This window comes from Pasteurella canis (assembly GCF_020810675.1).
GTDB lineage: Bacteria > Pseudomonadota > Gammaproteobacteria > Enterobacterales > Pasteurellaceae > Pasteurella > Pasteurella canis.
The window spans coordinates 2,133,662-2,149,107 of the sequence record NZ_CP085871.1 but is presented as its reverse complement, the minus strand read 5'-3'; the positions used below and the strand labels follow the sequence as shown (position 1 = coordinate 2,149,107).

At 36.3% G+C, this 15,446-nt stretch carries 14 protein-coding genes and 1 tRNA gene; 9 read left to right on the top strand and 6 right to left on the bottom strand.

Annotated features, from left to right (window positions below; genetic code table 11):
* Positions 1 to 34: 34 nt before the first annotated feature.
* From K7G93_RS10085 to tsaD, 3 genes are read right to left on the bottom strand one after another with little or no spacing between them, the layout of a single operon-like run.
* On the bottom strand, positions 35 to 610 hold the full coding sequence (locus tag K7G93_RS10085) for a thymidine kinase (RefSeq protein WP_049214657.1): 576 nt from the start codon (positions 608 to 610) through the stop codon (positions 35 to 37).
* 15 nt (positions 611 to 625) lie between these two features.
* Entirely contained in the window at positions 626 to 859 is a 234-nt protein-coding gene (locus K7G93_RS10080; RefSeq protein WP_226690351.1) for a hypothetical protein, read from the bottom strand.
* A 17-nt stretch (positions 860 to 876) separates the two neighbouring features.
* Positions 877 to 1,914 (bottom strand): tRNA (adenosine(37)-N6)-threonylcarbamoyltransferase complex transferase subunit TsaD, encoded by a 1,038-nt coding sequence (tsaD, locus tag K7G93_RS10075; protein ID WP_160531105.1) that lies wholly within the window; start codon positions 1,912 to 1,914, stop codon positions 877 to 879.
* Between the two features lie 217 nt (positions 1,915 to 2,131).
* Here tsaD and rpsU point away from each other — a divergent pair, with 217 nt between their 5' ends.
* From rpsU to K7G93_RS10050, 5 genes are all read left to right on the top strand, one after another.
* Positions 2,132 to 2,347: a 30S ribosomal protein S21 gene (gene rpsU / locus K7G93_RS10070; protein ID WP_005717672.1), complete on the top strand. Its 216-nt coding sequence runs from the start codon at positions 2,132 to 2,134 to the stop codon at positions 2,345 to 2,347.
* A gap of 120 nt (positions 2,348 to 2,467) precedes the next feature.
* Entirely contained in the window at positions 2,468 to 4,216 is a 1,749-nt protein-coding gene (gene dnaG, locus K7G93_RS10065; RefSeq protein WP_226690350.1) for a DNA primase, read from the top strand.
* Between the two features lie 75 nt (positions 4,217 to 4,291).
* Positions 4,292 to 6,160, top strand: a complete 1,869-nt coding sequence (gene rpoD, locus K7G93_RS10060) for an RNA polymerase sigma factor RpoD (protein ID WP_228400384.1) — start codon at positions 4,292 to 4,294, stop codon at positions 6,158 to 6,160.
* A 131-nt stretch (positions 6,161 to 6,291) separates the two neighbouring features.
* Positions 6,292 to 6,368, top strand: a tRNA-Ile gene (locus tag K7G93_RS10055).
* A 409-nt stretch (positions 6,369 to 6,777) separates the two neighbouring features.
* Positions 6,778 to 7,041: a GlsB/YeaQ/YmgE family stress response membrane protein gene (locus K7G93_RS10050; protein ID WP_049214662.1), complete on the top strand. Its 264-nt coding sequence runs from the start codon at positions 6,778 to 6,780 to the stop codon at positions 7,039 to 7,041.
* A gap of 55 nt (positions 7,042 to 7,096) precedes the next feature.
* On the opposite strand, the gene K7G93_RS10045 is transcribed toward K7G93_RS10050, so the two are convergent.
* Both K7G93_RS10045 and serB read right to left on the bottom strand, forming a co-directional pair.
* Positions 7,097 to 7,588 (bottom strand): YajQ family cyclic di-GMP-binding protein, encoded by a 492-nt coding sequence (locus K7G93_RS10045; protein ID WP_160531102.1) that lies wholly within the window; start codon positions 7,586 to 7,588, stop codon positions 7,097 to 7,099.
* Positions 7,589 to 7,594: 6 nt separating this feature from the next.
* Positions 7,595 to 8,548, bottom strand: coding sequence for a phosphoserine phosphatase (serB, locus tag K7G93_RS10040; protein ID WP_160531101.1), 954 nt, complete (start codon positions 8,546 to 8,548; stop codon positions 7,595 to 7,597).
* A gap of 78 nt (positions 8,549 to 8,626) precedes the next feature.
* On the opposite strand from serB, the gene K7G93_RS10035 reads away from it, so the two are divergent.
* Positions 8,627 to 9,313 carry a YtjB family periplasmic protein gene (locus K7G93_RS10035; protein ID WP_049214665.1) on the top strand — a complete coding sequence of 229 codons (687 nt, stop codon included), beginning with the start codon at positions 8,627 to 8,629 and terminating at the stop codon, positions 9,311 to 9,313.
* A gap of 87 nt (positions 9,314 to 9,400) precedes the next feature.
* Here the strand turns inward: K7G93_RS10035 and rpsT are convergent, their stop codons facing one another.
* Positions 9,401 to 9,664 carry a 30S ribosomal protein S20 gene (gene rpsT / locus K7G93_RS10030; protein ID WP_046339622.1) on the bottom strand — a complete coding sequence of 88 codons (264 nt, stop codon included), beginning with the start codon at positions 9,662 to 9,664 and terminating at the stop codon, positions 9,401 to 9,403.
* Between the two features lie 299 nt (positions 9,665 to 9,963).
* Here rpsT and murJ point away from each other — a divergent pair, with 299 nt between their 5' ends.
* From murJ to ileS, 3 genes are all read left to right on the top strand, one after another.
* Complete coding sequence (gene murJ / locus K7G93_RS10025; RefSeq protein ID WP_226690349.1) at positions 9,964 to 11,538, top strand: murein biosynthesis integral membrane protein MurJ; 1,575 nt, start codon at positions 9,964 to 9,966, stop codon at positions 11,536 to 11,538.
* Positions 11,539 to 11,626: 88 nt separating this feature from the next.
* On the top strand, positions 11,627 to 12,562 hold the full coding sequence (ribF, locus tag K7G93_RS10020) for a bifunctional riboflavin kinase/FAD synthetase (protein WP_049214667.1): 936 nt from the start codon (positions 11,627 to 11,629) through the stop codon (positions 12,560 to 12,562).
* Positions 12,563 to 12,597: 35 nt separating this feature from the next.
* Positions 12,598 to 15,408 (top strand): isoleucine--tRNA ligase, encoded by a 2,811-nt coding sequence (gene ileS, locus K7G93_RS10015; RefSeq protein ID WP_226690348.1) that lies wholly within the window; start codon positions 12,598 to 12,600, stop codon positions 15,406 to 15,408.
* Positions 15,409 to 15,446 lie beyond the last annotated feature (38 nt).

Below are 15,446 nucleotides of genomic sequence, written 5' to 3'. Positions count from 1 at the left end.
TAGTCAAAGCTGACCGCTCTTTAAGTGAGCAAAATCACGCAATCTTCTCTTTATAGTGCTGGCGACAAACAGATAAATAGCTGTCATTACCTCCAATTTGAATTTGGGCGCCATCACGCACAACATCTCCTTGTTCATTTAAACGCAACACAAAATTCGCTTTACGACCACAATAACAAATAGTTTTAAGCTCTTCTAATTGATCAGCCCAAGCAAGTAAATACTGACTTCCTTCAAATAACTCAGACTGAAAATCCGTACGTAAACCATAACACAATACTGGAATATTCAGCTTATCCACAACTTCGCTAAGTTGATAGACTTGGGATTTGGTCAAAAACTGTGCTTCGTCTACTAAAATACAATTTAACTTTTCATGCATTACATGCTGCTCTATTTCTGCTAATAAATTACTTTCTTTGTGAAAAAGCCGCGCATCTTGGCTAATACCAATACGAGAAGTCACTTTTCCCACACCAAAACGATCATCAATTGCAGCAGTATAAACAAGCGTATTCATATTACGCTCCTGATAGTTATACGAAGATTGCAACAATGTTGTGGACTTACCCGCATTCATTGTTGAATAATAAAAATAGAGCTTTGCCATATCATTCCTGTTTTTTTATTTTAGTGCCCATTTAAAGAAATAATAAAAAATTGCCCCCGTTAGAGGAGGTAATGCAGCTAACATCAAAATACCAAAAGTTGTTCCACCACCTACGAAATGCCCAGCCTCGGTTAAATAATCTATAAGTTGTTCTGTTGGCATCATAAAAATAGCAATTGCAATTAATGCTAACATGAAAACACAACCTACACCTGCTGCACGCATCGCTTTTAATTTATGTTGTTCCATATTCATTTCCTTGAGAGCTAGATTGTAACAATTGGCGATAATGTCGTCATAGACCAACGAGGTTTCACTTCGATCGCAAGATCTTGTTGCTCACCTTGTTTTAGGCGTAACAATCCAGCATAAGCAATCATCGCACCATTATCAGTACAAAATTGAGGTTGTGGATAAAAAACCTCCCCATTGAGCTGCTGCATTAATTCGGACAAATGTTGACGTAATTGTTTATTTGCACTCACGCCACCTGCAATAACCAAACGTGTCAATCCTGTTTCTTTTAACGCTCGGCGACACTTAATTGCCAGTGTTTCTACAACAGCTTGTTGAAAAGCATAAGCAATATCTGCTTTAGTTTGTTCTGTTAACTCACTTTCTTGTTGAATTACTTGTGCAATCGTATTTGCTGCAAAAGTTTTTAATCCTGAAAAACTGAAATCTAAACCTGGTCTATCTGTCATAGGACGAGGAAAAATAAAACGATCAGGATTTCCTTTTTGCGCTAGACGTGAAAGTGCCGCACCACCAGGATAATCCAATCCTAACAATTTTGCTGTTTTATCAAAAGCCTCGCCAGCTGCATCGTCAATAGACTCACCTAATAGTTGGTATTGTCCGACTGCATCCACTTTCACTAACTGAGTATGTCCGCCTGAAACTAATAATGCAATAAAAGGAAAACGTGGAGCATTTTCTTCTAACATTGGTGCTAATAAATGCCCTTCCATATGATGAACACCAATAGCTGGTAGATTCCACGCATAAGCTAAGGATCTTGCAATAGTAGATCCCACTAATAATGCCCCCACTAATCCTGGACCTGCAGTATAAGCAATACCATCAATATCTTCTGCATTTAGGTTTGCTTCTGCTAACGCAGCCTGAATTAAAGGGGCTGTTTTACGGATATGATCGCGCGATGCCAGTTCAGGGACAACCCCACCATAATCTGCATGTAATGCAATTTGAGTATAAAGTTGATTGGCCACTAATCCTTTTTCGTCATCATAAATAGCAACACCAGTTTCATCACAAGATGTTTCAATGCCTAATACTCGCATTCACTTTTCCTTTCTGATTATTTTCATCGCGAGATTTTACCTTGTTTATTATTCTTTCACCAGTTTACACAACGATTTTTATAGAAAAGATCAAACTTCCCTTTGCTTTTAAACAAAAAGTAGATTAAAATTGCGACCTTTATTGAATAAGCCGTTTATTCCAAACGGTAAAATAAATTAGCAATTGCAAAATTAATTCCATTGAGGTGATTGGCTTATGCCTGTAATTAAAGTACGTGAAAACGAATCATTTGACGTTGCATTACGTCGTTTTAAACGCTCTTGCGAAAAAGCTGGTATTTTAGCGGAAGTTCGCAGCCGTGAATTTTATGAAAAACCAACGACTATCCGTAAACGTGAAAACGCAACTCGTGCTAAACGTCATGCAAAACGCGTTGCTCGTGAAAACGCACGTAATACACGTTTATACTAATACTTAATACAGTATTTAAAAACTCGAGTTATACAAACCGTGAAACCTCTAGGTATCACGGTTTTGTTTCATTCAATAAGCTCCTATTTTTTACTACTTACCTAAAAGGGCATACACTTGATGAAAGGCTCAATTCCACGCACATTCATTGATGATCTGTTAGCTAAAACAGATATTGTGGAGCTTATTAATGCCCGAGTGAAGCTCAAAAAAGCAGGTCGTGATTATCAAGCTTGTTGTCCATTCCACCATGAAAAAACACCTTCGTTTACCGTTAGTCAAAAAAAACAATTTTATCATTGTTTTGGTTGTGGGGCTCATGGCAACGCAATTTCATTTCTAATGGAGTATGATAAATTAGAGTTTGTAGAAGCGATTGAAGAGTTAGCGGGTATGCTAGGCCTGGAAATACCACGTGAAAATAAAGCTCAATTTCATGGTAAGCAAATAGGCTATCAAACTAAACGCAACTTGTATGAATTAATGCAGGAAATTGCACAGTTCTATCAACAACAATTAACACTGCACATTCCAGCTCAAAGTTATTTACAACAACGAGGTCTCTCTTCCGAGATCATCGAACGTTTCCAAATTGGTTTTGTACCAAATACATTCGATTCGATTTTACAGCATTTTGCGAAAACAAAAGACGATCAACAAAAACTCTTTGATCTTGGGATGCTATCACGTAATGATCGTGGTGATATTTATGATCGTTTCCGTCATCGTATAATGTTCCCAATTCGTGATCGTCGTGGTAGAACCATTGCCTTTGGCGGGCGAGTGTTAAATGATGACAAACCTAAATATCTAAACTCACCAGAAAGTGCTACCTACCATAAAGGCAACGAGCTTTATGGCTTATTTGAAGCATTACAATGTAATGAAAGCCCAGAGATGTTACTTGTTGTCGAAGGCTATATGGATGTTGTGGCATTAGCCCAATTTGGAATAGATTACACTGTCGCATCTCTTGGTACAGCAACTACTGCAGAACAAATTCAACTATTATTTCGCTCAACTGAGCAGGCTATTTGCTGTTATGATGGAGACCGCGCTGGACGTGAGGCTGCTTGGAGGGCTTTTGAAAATGCTTTACCTTATTTAGAAGATGGCAGACAACTTAAGTTTATTTTCCTACCTGATGGCGAAGATCCTGACTCTTTTATTCGCCAATATGGAAAAACAGGTTTTGAAGACTATATCAAAAAGGCGCAATCACTGAGTGAGTTTTTATTCTCAAGTCTTACACCGCAAGTCGATTTTTCAACGAAAGAAGGTAAAGCCAAACTCGCTGCATTAGCCATACCTTTAATCAAAAAAATTCCAGGTGAAATGTTACGTTTATCGTTACGTAACACCTTAGCACAAAAGCTAGGGATTTTAGACCAAGCACAATTGGAAAGCATGATTCCAACTTATAGCGAAGTGAAAATCCACCATCAAGCACAAACAGTTAAACATACTCCAATGCGTTTACTCATTGGATTATTACTACAAAATCCAGAACTCGCACAACTCGTACCGAATTTGACCCCATTAAGAGTATTGAATGAATCTGGTCTTGAATTATTTGAAAAACTGACCGCACTTTGTCAAGAAAAAATTGGTATTACAACGGGACAGATCTTAGAGTATTGGCGAGATACAGAATATAGTAAAGCTCTTGAAATTTTGGCATTTTGGGATCATCTTGTAGAAGATGAAAAAATCGAAGAAACCTTTAAAGACACATTACGTTATTTCTATTTCCAACTTATTGAACGCGAAATAGATGCTTTAATTGCGAAAGATCGTTCGACAGGACTCAATCCAAATGAGCGACAAAAGTTAACGCAATTATTAGTGAAAAAACAACAAAAGGCATAGTTAATCTATTATAACAATGATAAAATCAGTCGTATTTTATCTTCATAACTACTCAATCAAGGCGGATATATTATTATGGATCAAAATCCACAATCTCAATTGAAATTGTTAATCGCACAAGGCAAAGAACAAGGCTATCTCACTTATGCAGAGGTGAATGATCACCTCCCAGAAGAGCTCGTGGATGCTGAACAAATTGAAGATATTATTCAGATGATCAACGATATGGGCATTCAAGTATTAGAAACTGCGCCAGATGCCGATGATCTAATGCTAAATGAAGCGATTGCTGACGAAGATGCAGTAGAAGAAGCAACACAGGTATTATCTAGTGTTGAAGCTGAAATTGGGCGTACAACTGACCCTGTACGTATGTATATGCGTGAAATGGGGAGTGTTGAACTTCTTACTCGAGAAGGCGAAATTGACATTGCAAAACGTATTGAAGAAGGCATCAATGAAGTACAAAGTGCAATTGCTTTCTATCCTGAAGCGATTAGCTATTTACTCGAACAATATGATCTCGTTGAAGAAGGTGGTGTTCGTTTAGCGGATTTGATTACAGGTTTTGTTGATCCTAATGCAATTGCAGAAGCAGATGTTCCCGAAATTGAAGAATCCTATGATGAAGATGAGGAATCAAGTAACGTTGTAGTGGATATCAATGATGATGAAGAAGAGGAAGAAGAAAGCGAAGAGTCGAGCTCAAACGATGACAGCGATTCTGATAACTCAATTGACCCAGAAGTTGCTCGTGAAAAATTCTTAGAACTAAGAACTCAACATAGTAAAACTATAGCGATAATTGAAAAACATGGTCGAACAAGCAAAAAATCAAAAGAGCAAATCCAAGCATTAGCTGATGTCTTCACTCAATTTCGCTTAGTGCCAAAACAATTCGATACACTTGTAAATTTAATGAGTAACATGATGCGTTCTGTTCGCTTACAAGAGCGTAGTATTCAGAAAATTGTTGTTGATAAAGCAAAAATGCCAAAAGAACAGTTCCAAAAAATGTTCATTGGACATGAAAATCAAGATACTTGGCTCATTAAAGCAATATCGTCAGGTAAAAATTGGTCAGAAAAATTAGCTAAATACGAAGAAGAAATCCGTTACCATATTCAAAATATCTTAGAGATTGAACGCCAAACCAATTTAAGTGTACAACAAATCCGTGAAGTCTGTGAGCATATTGCAGCAGGGGAACTAAAAGCACGTCGTGCTAAAAAAGAAATGGTAGAAGCTAACTTACGTTTAGTGATTTCTATTGCTAAAAAATACACTAACCGAGGTTTACAATTCTTAGATTTAATTCAAGAAGGCAACATTGGATTAATGAAAGCTGTTGATAAATTTGAATATCGTCGTGGTTATAAATTCTCCACTTACGCAACCTGGTGGATTCGTCAAGCAATTACACGTTCTATCGCAGATCAAGCTAGAACAATTCGTATCCCTGTACATATGATCGAAACGATTAATAAATTAAACCGTATTTCACGTCAAATGCTACAAGAAATGGGACGAGAAGCCTCACCAGAAGAACTTGCTGAACGTATGGGAATGCCTGAAGATAAAATTCGTAAAGTACTGAAAATTGCGAAAGAACCAATTTCGATGGAAACTCCAATTGGTGATGATGATGACTCACATTTAGGCGATTTTATTGAAGACTCTACACTTGAGTTACCATTAGACTCTGCTACTGCGCAAAGTCTAAAAGTCGCAACACATGAAGTGCTAGAAGGCTTAACTCCACGTGAAGCTAAAGTATTACGTATGCGCTTTGGTATAGACATGAATACAGACCATACCTTAGAAGAAGTTGGTAAACAATTTGATGTAACACGTGAACGTATTCGTCAAATCGAAGCTCAAGCACTACGTAAACTCCGTCATCCAAGCCGTTCAGAAACATTAAGAAGCTTTTTAGACGAATAGTTTCAAACACTCAAAGGCTGTTAATAATATTAGCAGCCTTTTTGCTTAAATTTGAAACATCTAAAAGAGAATTCCTAGACTTTATTATAATATTTCTCTATAATTCCCGAGTTTTCTATTTAACAAGATCGGCCCCTATAGCTCAGTCGGTCAGAGCAGTCGACTCATAATCGATTGGTCACAGGTTCAAGTCCTGTTGGGGGCACCACCTTTCCAATTCGCCCGGCTTTATTCTGAATCCAAACCACTTCAAATTGCTTTAAAAATCGAGCTATTTAAGCATTTTTATACTGTCTTTTGCTTTATTATATAATAGCTAAAAAATACCAGATATTCTGATTCACTTCATAAATTAATCATGAAATATTAATGAAATCCATTCTCTAAAATTAATATAATAAAGCCAAATTGTGATTAAAATAACAGCAACTGAAGACACTCTGTACATATTTAAACCAATATTGTTGCATTTGTGTTAAATTCTGTTATGGTACTTCCTGTATGTATAAGAAATGTGTTATTAGATGAGAAACATCTCACATTACTTATCTGCAATACGCTTTTTAAAATCATAATTTGATTTTAATTTTTTATTGACTACTCATAAGGAGAAAAATATGGGTTGGATTTCAGCTATTATTGTAGGTGCTTTAATAGGTTGGATTGCAGAAAAAGTCATGAAAAGTGACATGGGTCTGCTTATGAATATCATTATCGGTATTATTGGTTCATCACTTGGTCGTTGGATTTTTGGTGACATTTTAGAAATTGGTTCTGCACAGTCAGCAGGAAGTTTTTCCTTCGCAGGTCTATTATTTGGTGTACTAGGTGCAAGTTTACTTATCTTTATTTTAAGATACTTAAAAATCATGAGTAAATAAATACTCAAAAGGATACATAAAAAGCCGAAGAAACATTGCTTCGGCTTTTTTGCAATTAATCTCTAAAGTTATTGAATTGGAATGGCTGCCCTAATTCTGCACCTTTGACTAATTGAATTACCGCTTGTAAGTCATCTCTTGATTTGCCTGTGACACGTACTTGCTCACCTTGAATCTGAGTTTGAACTTTTAATTTGGATTCTTTAATCAACTTCGTGATTTTCTTTGCCATCTCAGTTTCGATACCTTGCTTTAGCTTGATTTCTTTACTATACGTTTTACCACTATGTTCATATTCAGATGGAATATCAAGTGAACTAGAATCAATTCCACGCTTAATACAAGCATTGCGTAAAATATCAACTAATTGCTCAACCTGAAAATCAGATTCACTAGATACTTTAATCGTTTCATTTTTTTCATTTAGCTCAATTGCAGCTTGCACATTACGAAAATCCCAACGGTTTGTTAAATCACGATTTGCATTATCCACTGCATTGCGTACTTCATGTAAGGTAATTTCAGATACAATATCAAAAGAAGGCATAATTATTTACTCCTTAGTTAATCGCTCATTTGCACTCAATAAGCATAAAAGTGCACTAAAGTCTGCGAAGTTTACCACAATTTGTGCTTGTTGTTGTACTTTAGGCTTAGCATGTAGTGCGACACCTAACCCAGCAACCTTCATCATAGCTAAATCATTTGCACCATCACCAATAGCGACGGTATTCTCTGGCTTAATCCCATATTCTTGTGCTAATTGTTGTAATGTTATCGCTTTATATTTTGCATCAACCACATCACCCTTGATCTCACCAGTTAATATTCCATTTTGAATATCAAATTGATTTGAAACTGCATAATCGAGCTTTAGAAACTCTTTTAAATAATCAGTAAAATAAGTAAATCCACCTGATGCAATCGCAGTTTTCCACTTATATTGTTGTAATTGTTTTAGCGTTTCTACTAATCCAGGCATTAAAGGGAGGTTTTCTCTCACTTGCGCCAAAATATGCTCGGGGGCGCCTTGTAGAGTAGCTACTCGGCGACGTAAACTTTGCTCAAAATCTAATTCTCCACGCATTGCTTGTGCAGTGATGGAAGAAACAAGCTCACCTGTACCAGCTAATTTTGCTATTTCATCAATACATTCTATTTGAATTGCAGTAGAATCCATATCCATTACTAATAACCCAGATTGTTTTAAGCGGGGAGCAAAATCAATTTGCGCGATATCTACTCTTAGTTCATGTGCATAAGTTAACCATTCTGCTTGCCATGTTCCTTGTAACAACACAACTGTATTGTGTAAAACAGCCCATCCATCTAGAATAATAAAATTTTCACCGCACTTTTGCTGAAATTGTTGTAACTTTACATAATTTAAATCTGTTCCATACAAAATGAACTTTACTGTTCCTTGAGTTGGTGCTTCATTAGGTAACAATGTGTTTGGAAATTGAGGGAAATAATGAGTAATACTTGCAAGATTTTGTGTTTGCATAGAAAATCCTGTAAATTGTGATTTAAAATAAAGTAGGTTGTATTCTAGCCTATTTACTTAGCTTTAGGAAAAAAGAACTTGCATTTAGCCAAAGAAAAACTGATTAAACTGACGATGATCATCTCGATCATTTTATTTTGTATTGCGACTATTGCTGTCATTTTATTTGGCGTACAGCAATTTAAAATTGGCTCACAATTAGCCAGTGTTAATCAAGTATCTAATCTATCGCATTTATTAGTCCGTCAACAAGCTAACTTATTTTCTATGTTGTTAGTCAACAATGCGAGTACAGAAAAACTGAGCGAAAATTTAAATTCTTTTGCTAAAGAGGAATTTGTTCTTGATGCTTCTATTTATGCTAATAATGGGGAATTATTAGCACAGACTAACCAATCTAAAAATTTACGCTCAACTTTAGGGCTAGCTATTCAAACACAAACAAAAGAGGACAACAATACGCAACAAATTGTTGAACCTATTTATTCTTCTAATGGTCTTGAAGGTTTTCTGCGTGTGACTTTTGATGTAAAATATGGCAAAACTACACAAAATAAAATCAATCAAATTTTCCACCAACTTTACGGCGAACTCATTATTGTGTTTCTCGCTGGTGTATTACTCGCTAGCTCAGTACATTATTTTTTAAGTCACTACCGTAGAGCATATCGTACAAAAATTGAAACTACTCCAACTACTCGTAGCTTAAAACCAATTAAAAATACATTAACTTATCACCGTAGACGTAAACGCTTTAATAAATAAAATAAAACACCTTATTCAAGGGTAAAAAAGCAATAAAAAACCGCAGCTTTAACAAAAGTGCGGTTTTATATTATTTAAAAGTCAAAATTACGCTAATTTTTTAATTTGTGCAGATAATTTAGCTTTATGGTTTGCTGCTTTGTTTGCGTGAATTAAACCTTTAGAAGCCATTCTATCCACTACTTTTTGCATTTCTACAAATGCTGCTTCTGCTACTGATTTATCACCTGCTGCTACTGCTGCGTAAACTTTTTTAATGTAAGTACGCATCATTGAGCGTTGACTTGCATTGTGTTGACGGCGTTTTTCTGATTGAATCGCACGTTTTTTAGCTGACTTGATATTAGCCAAGGTCAAACTCCTAAAATTATTTGTTAGTAAACGAGATAAATTAAAGGCGTAAAATATGCCTATTTTCTATGCTTTTGTCAATGACTAATTCGGCATTGTCACTGAAAATTTGTTATTGATTTCGGTGAGACACAACCGAAAATTTTCGCATCGTTATATCAATTAAGCACGTCAAAGGTCACTCACCAAACGATGTGGGCGAGATTTTAGCAGTTTTTTTACGTAGAATATAGCGTAAAAACGAAATTTCTATACAATTAAGTAAAATTTATTCAAACAACCAAGCCGAGTACATTATTTTGAGCAAAGGATTATTAAAATCAGGTATTGTCGTCAGTACAATGACGTTATTATCACGTATTTTAGGCTTAATACGAGATGTAGTAATTGCTAATTTATTAGGTGCAGGTGTTGCAGCAGATGTCTTTTTATTCGCCAATAAGATCCCTAATTTTCTACGTCGGCTCTTTGCAGAAGGAGCATTCTCGCAAGCCTTCGTTCCAGTCCTTGCTGAATACCAAAAATCTGGTGATATTAATAAAACACGAGAGTTTATTGGAAAAGTATCAGGTACATTAGGAGTGCTCGTGTCGTTAGTCACTCTATTTGCGATGATTTTCTCACCGATTGTTGCAGCTATTTTTGGTACAGGTTGGTTTTTAGATTGGCTCAATGATGGACCCAACGCAGTCAAATTTGAACAAGCTTCATTATTATTAAAAATTACTTTCCCTTATTTGTGGTTTGTTACTTTTGTTGCTTTATCTGGTGCAATTCTGAATACTATTGGCAAATTTGGAGTAATGTCTTTTTCACCTGTCTTACTCAATATTGCTATGATTTGTACTGCTCTTTTCCTTGCCCCTCGCATAGAAAATCCTGACTTAGCATTAGCAATTGGTATTTTTATCGGTGGTTTACTGCAATTTTTATTTCAAATTCCTTTTTTAAAACAAGCAGGTCTCTTGGTAAAGCCAAAATGGGCTTGGCATGATGAAGGAGTAAAAAAGATTCGCACATTGATGATTCCTGCTTTGTTTGGTGTCTCTGTCAGTCAAATCAATTTATTATTAGATACTTTAATTGCAAGCTTTTTAATGACAGGTTCCATCAGCTGGCTTTACTATTCTGATCGTTTATTAGAATTTCCATTAGGACTATTTGGTATCGCTATTTCTACTGTCATTCTGCCAACATTAGCGCGTCATCATGTTAATCGCGACAAAAACGATGGACAAAGTAACCAACATTTCCGCAATACAATGGATTGGGGGATACGAATGATCTTATTGCTTGGTATCCCAGCGATGGTAGGTATCGCTATTCTGGCACAACCTCTGTTATTAGTCCTTTTTATGCGTGGCAATTTTGGTCTAAATGATGTTCAAGCAGCATCTTTTTCATTATGGGCCTTTAATGCAGGATTACTAAGTTTTATGTTAATAAAAATCCTCGCAAACGGTTATTACGCACGTCAAGATACAAAGACACCCGTTAAAATAGGTATTATTGCAATGATCAGCAATATGCTATTCAACTTATTAGCGATTCCATTTAGTTATGTGGGACTCGCCATGGCATCGGCTATGTCGGCTACATTAAATGCTTACTTACTCTATCATGGTTTAGTGAAACAAGACGTTTATCATTTCAGCCGTCAAAGTGCGATCTTTTTTGCTAAAGTTTTTTTCTCTGCAGCCGTGATGGGAGGATTAGTTTGGTATAACACACCAAACCTACTTGAATGGTATGCAATGAGCTTCTTAACTCGTATACATTGGCTAATGTGGTTAATTGGTTTAGCTATCCTTGTTTATTTTGGCTCACTCATTCTTGTGGGTATTCGCAAACAAGATTTATTTAACAAAGGATAAGTATAAAAAAATATCGCCTATTTAGTGAATTTATGCTTATAATGCTCGGATATTTTGACTTATAAATTTCGAACGGATAACAATTTCAATGCGACTAATTCGTGGCATTCATAATTTACCTAAAAATTTATCAGGTTGTGCACTAACAATTGGCAATTTCGATGGTGTTCACTTAGGCCATCAAGCTATTTTACGTCATTTACGCCAAAAAGCTGACGAATTGAATTTACCAGTTGTTGTTATGTTATTTGAACCTCAGCCACGCGAATATTTCACTGATACGGATTCGCCTGCTCGTTTAATGCGTTTGCGTGATAAATTACATCATCTTGCCACTTTAGGTGTAGATTACGTTATTTGTATTCGATTTAATCAATCCTTTGCTCAACAATCAGCTGAAGTCTTTATTGAAGATTGGTTAGTAGCAAAATTGAAAGTGAAATTTTTAAGTATTGGAGATGACTTTCGCTTTGGTGCAAAACGCCAAGGTAATTTTGCTTTATTACAACAAGCGAGTAAAAAATTTGGTTTTATTGTTGAAGATAACCACAGTTTTTGTGTCGAGCAATTACGTATCAGCAGTACAGCCATTCGAGAAGCCTTAGCTAATGATAACTTAACTTATGCGACAAAAATACTAGGTAAACCCTATAGTATTTTAGGTCGAGTAGCACATGGTAATAAACTTGGACGAACTATCGGTTTTCCCACTGCAAATATACCATTACACCGCCAAGTTAATCCTGTAAAAGGGGTATATGCCGTTAAAGTGCGGTTAAAAAATAATGAGATTTATCTCGGGGTAGCAAACATTGGTAAACGACCTACTATCAATGGTGCCTTACAGTTATTAGAAACGCATCTATTTGATTTTAAAGGTGATATTTATGGACAATGTATTGAAGTTGAGTTTTGCCATAAAATCCGTAATGAATTTAAATTCCCATCTTTCGATGCATTAAAACAACAAATTGCTCAAGATGTGGAGACAGCAAAGTTATTTTTTAGAATAAACAATAAGTAACAGATTAATTAATTTTATTAATTGGGAATATCATAATGACAGTTGATTATAAAAATACCTTAAACCTACCTGAAACAGGGTTCCCTATGCGTGGAGATCTTGCGAAACGCGAGCCTCAAATGTTGCAAAACTGGTATGAAAAAGCGCTTTACCAAAAAATTCGCCATGCCTCAAAAGGTAAAAAATCTTTTATTTTGCATGATGGTCCTCCTTATGCAAATGGTTCACTTCACTTAGGTCATGCTGTTAATAAAATTCTAAAAGATATTATTATTAAATCCAAAACAGCTTTAGGCTATGATTCCCCATATATTCCTGGTTGGGATTGTCATGGTTTGCCAATCGAACTAAAAGTCGAAAGTATCGTAGGTAAACCAAATGAAAAAATTTCGGCAGCTGAGTTCCGTGCAGCTTGTCGCAAATATGCAGCAGAGCAAGTAGAAGGGCAAAAAGCAGACTTTATTCGTATGGGCGTATTAGGAGATTGGGATAACCCGTATCTCACTATGAATTTCCATACCGAAGCTAATATTATTCGTGCTTTTGGTAAAGCTGTAGAAAATGGACATTTATATAAAGGCTCAAAACCTGTTCATTGGTGTCTAGATTGTGCCTCATCTTTAGCTGAAGCAGAAGTAGAATATGAAGATCGCGTCTCTCCATCAATTTATGTGCGCTTTAATGCAGTAGATCAGATTGCAGTAGAAACAAAATTTAATGCAGAGGGAAAAGGTTCTGGCAAACTTTCTGCCATTATTTGGACCACAACACCTTGGACATTGCCATCAAATCGTGCAATTGCGATTAACGAACATTTAGATTACCAGCTTGTTCAATTTGCTGATGAACGTGTCATTTTAGCGAAAGATTTAGTGGAAAATGTTGCTAAAGCAGTTGGTGTTGAGCAGTTCGAAGTGCTAGGTGAGGCCAAAGGCGTAGATTTGAACTGGTTACGTTTCAATCATCCATTCTATGAATATGATGTCCCCTTTATTTTAGGTGATCACGTCACAACAGATGGTGGTACAGGTTTGGTTCATACCGCACCAGATCATGGTCATGATGACTATGTTATCGCAATGAAAAATGGCATTGAGATGGCTGGATTAATTGGTAATGATGGTCTATTCAAAGAGGATGTGCCATTCTTTGCTGGCAAAGGTGTTTTTGAATCAAACGATCTTGTCGTTACGAAACTACAAGAAGTCGGAGCCATGCTGAAATTCAGTAAAATCAAACACAGTTACCCACACTGCTGGCGACACAAAACACCTATTATTTTCCGTGCTACACCGCAATGGTTTATCGGTATGGAAAAACAAGGATTACGCCAACAAGCATTAAACGAAATTCAGAAAGTACGTTGGATTCCAAGCTGGGGTCAAGCACGTATTGAAAAAATGGTTGAAAACCGTCCTGATTGGTGTATTTCTCGTCAACGTACTTGGGGTGTGCCTGTCGCATTATTTATTCATAAAGAAACTGAAGAATTACATCCTCGTACTGTAGAATTAGTAGAAGAAGTTGCAAAACGTGTTGAAGAAAAAGGCATTCAAGCTTGGTGGGATCTTGATCCAAAAGAATTACTTGGAGCAGATGCTGAGCAATATAGAAAAGTACCAGATACGTTAGATGTATGGTTTGATTCTGGCTCCACTTATTTCTCAGTTGTCAAAGATCGTCTAGAATTTAACAATAATGAAGCAGATATGTACCTAGAAGGTTCTGATCAACATCGAGGTTGGTTCATGTCATCCCTTATGCTTTCCACTGCGACTGATAATAAAGCACCTTATAAACAAGTGTTAACTCATGGTTTCACCGTGGATGAAAAAGGTTACAAAATGTCTAAATCACTTGGTAATGTAATTCTACCAAGTGAGGTTTGGAATAAAAACGGAGCGGATATCCTACGTTTATGGGTTGCCTCAACTGATTACACAGGTGAAATTGCTGTTTCACACAAAATCTTAAATAGTGCAGGTGATACTTACCGTCGTATCCGTAATACCGCTCGCTTTTTATTAGCTAACTTAAATGGCTTTGATCCTAAACGTGACTTAGTCAAACCAGAAGATATGATCGTATTAGATCGCTGGGCAGTAGACTGTGCATTACAAGCGCAAAATGAAATTAAAGATGCCTACGATAACTATCAATTTCACACAGTTGTTCAACGTTTGATGAAATTCTGTTCTATCGAAATGGGATCATTCTATTTAGATATCATTAAAGATCGTCAATATACGACTAAAGCAGATAGCCTGGCTCGCCGTAGTTGTCAAACTGCTTTATGGCATATTGCTGAGGCATTAGTTCGTTGGATTGCACCAATCTTATCATTTACAGCCGATGAGATTTGGCAATACATACCTGGTGAACGTGCCGAATTTGTCTTTACTGAAGAATTTTACGATGGGCTGTTCGCGTTAAATACGAACGAGATGATGAATGATGCTTATTGGCAACAAATCATTACGCTGCGTAACGAAATTAATCGTGTATTAGAACAAGCTCGTAATGACAAAATTATTGGAGCAGGATTAGAAGCCGAGATTACTATTTACGCAGATGAGAAATCTGCTGAATTATTAAAGCAATTACAAGATGAATTACGTTTTGTGTTGATTACGTCAAAGGCTGAAGTCAAACCATTAGCTGAATCAGATGTGCCAGAAGGAGAAGTTAAAGGATTAGCTGTTAAAGTCATTCGTTCTATTGCCGAGAAATGTCCACGTTGTTGGCACTATTCCGATACTATTGGTATAAACTCAAATCATCCAACGCTTTGCTCTCGCTGTGTTGAGAATGTAGAAGGTGAGGGTGAAATCAGAAAATTCGCTTAAATAAAGCCAAGACGTTCATTAAACGTCCCTTTATAAAA

What these genes read in the sequence shown, in the direction of transcription:
- K7G93_RS10085 (WP_049214657.1), bottom strand. Translation starts at nt 610, where the DNA reads ATGGCAAAGCTCTATTTTTATTATTCAACAATGAATGCGGGTAAGTCC.
- K7G93_RS10080 (WP_226690351.1), bottom strand. Translation starts at nt 859, where the DNA reads ATGGAACAACATAAATTAAAAGCGATGCGTGCAGCAGGTGTAGGTTGT.
- tsaD (WP_160531105.1), bottom strand. Translation starts at nt 1,914, where the DNA reads ATGCGAGTATTAGGCATTGAAACATCTTGTGATGAAACTGGTGTTGCT.
- rpsU (WP_005717672.1), top strand. Translation starts at nt 2,132, where the DNA reads ATGCCTGTAATTAAAGTACGTGAAAACGAATCATTTGACGTTGCATTA.
- dnaG (WP_226690350.1), top strand. Translation starts at nt 2,468, where the DNA reads ATGAAAGGCTCAATTCCACGCACATTCATTGATGATCTGTTAGCTAAA.
- rpoD (WP_228400384.1), top strand. Translation starts at nt 4,292, where the DNA reads ATGGATCAAAATCCACAATCTCAATTGAAATTGTTAATCGCACAAGGC.
- K7G93_RS10050 (WP_049214662.1), top strand. Translation starts at nt 6,778, where the DNA reads ATGGGTTGGATTTCAGCTATTATTGTAGGTGCTTTAATAGGTTGGATT.
- K7G93_RS10045 (WP_160531102.1), bottom strand. Translation starts at nt 7,588, where the DNA reads ATGCCTTCTTTTGATATTGTATCTGAAATTACCTTACATGAAGTACGC.
- serB (WP_160531101.1), bottom strand. Translation starts at nt 8,548, where the DNA reads ATGCAAACACAAAATCTTGCAAGTATTACTCATTATTTCCCTCAATTT.
- ribF (WP_049214667.1), top strand. Translation starts at nt 11,627, where the DNA reads ATGCGACTAATTCGTGGCATTCATAATTTACCTAAAAATTTATCAGGT.
- ileS (WP_226690348.1), top strand. Translation starts at nt 12,598, where the DNA reads ATGACAGTTGATTATAAAAATACCTTAAACCTACCTGAAACAGGGTTC.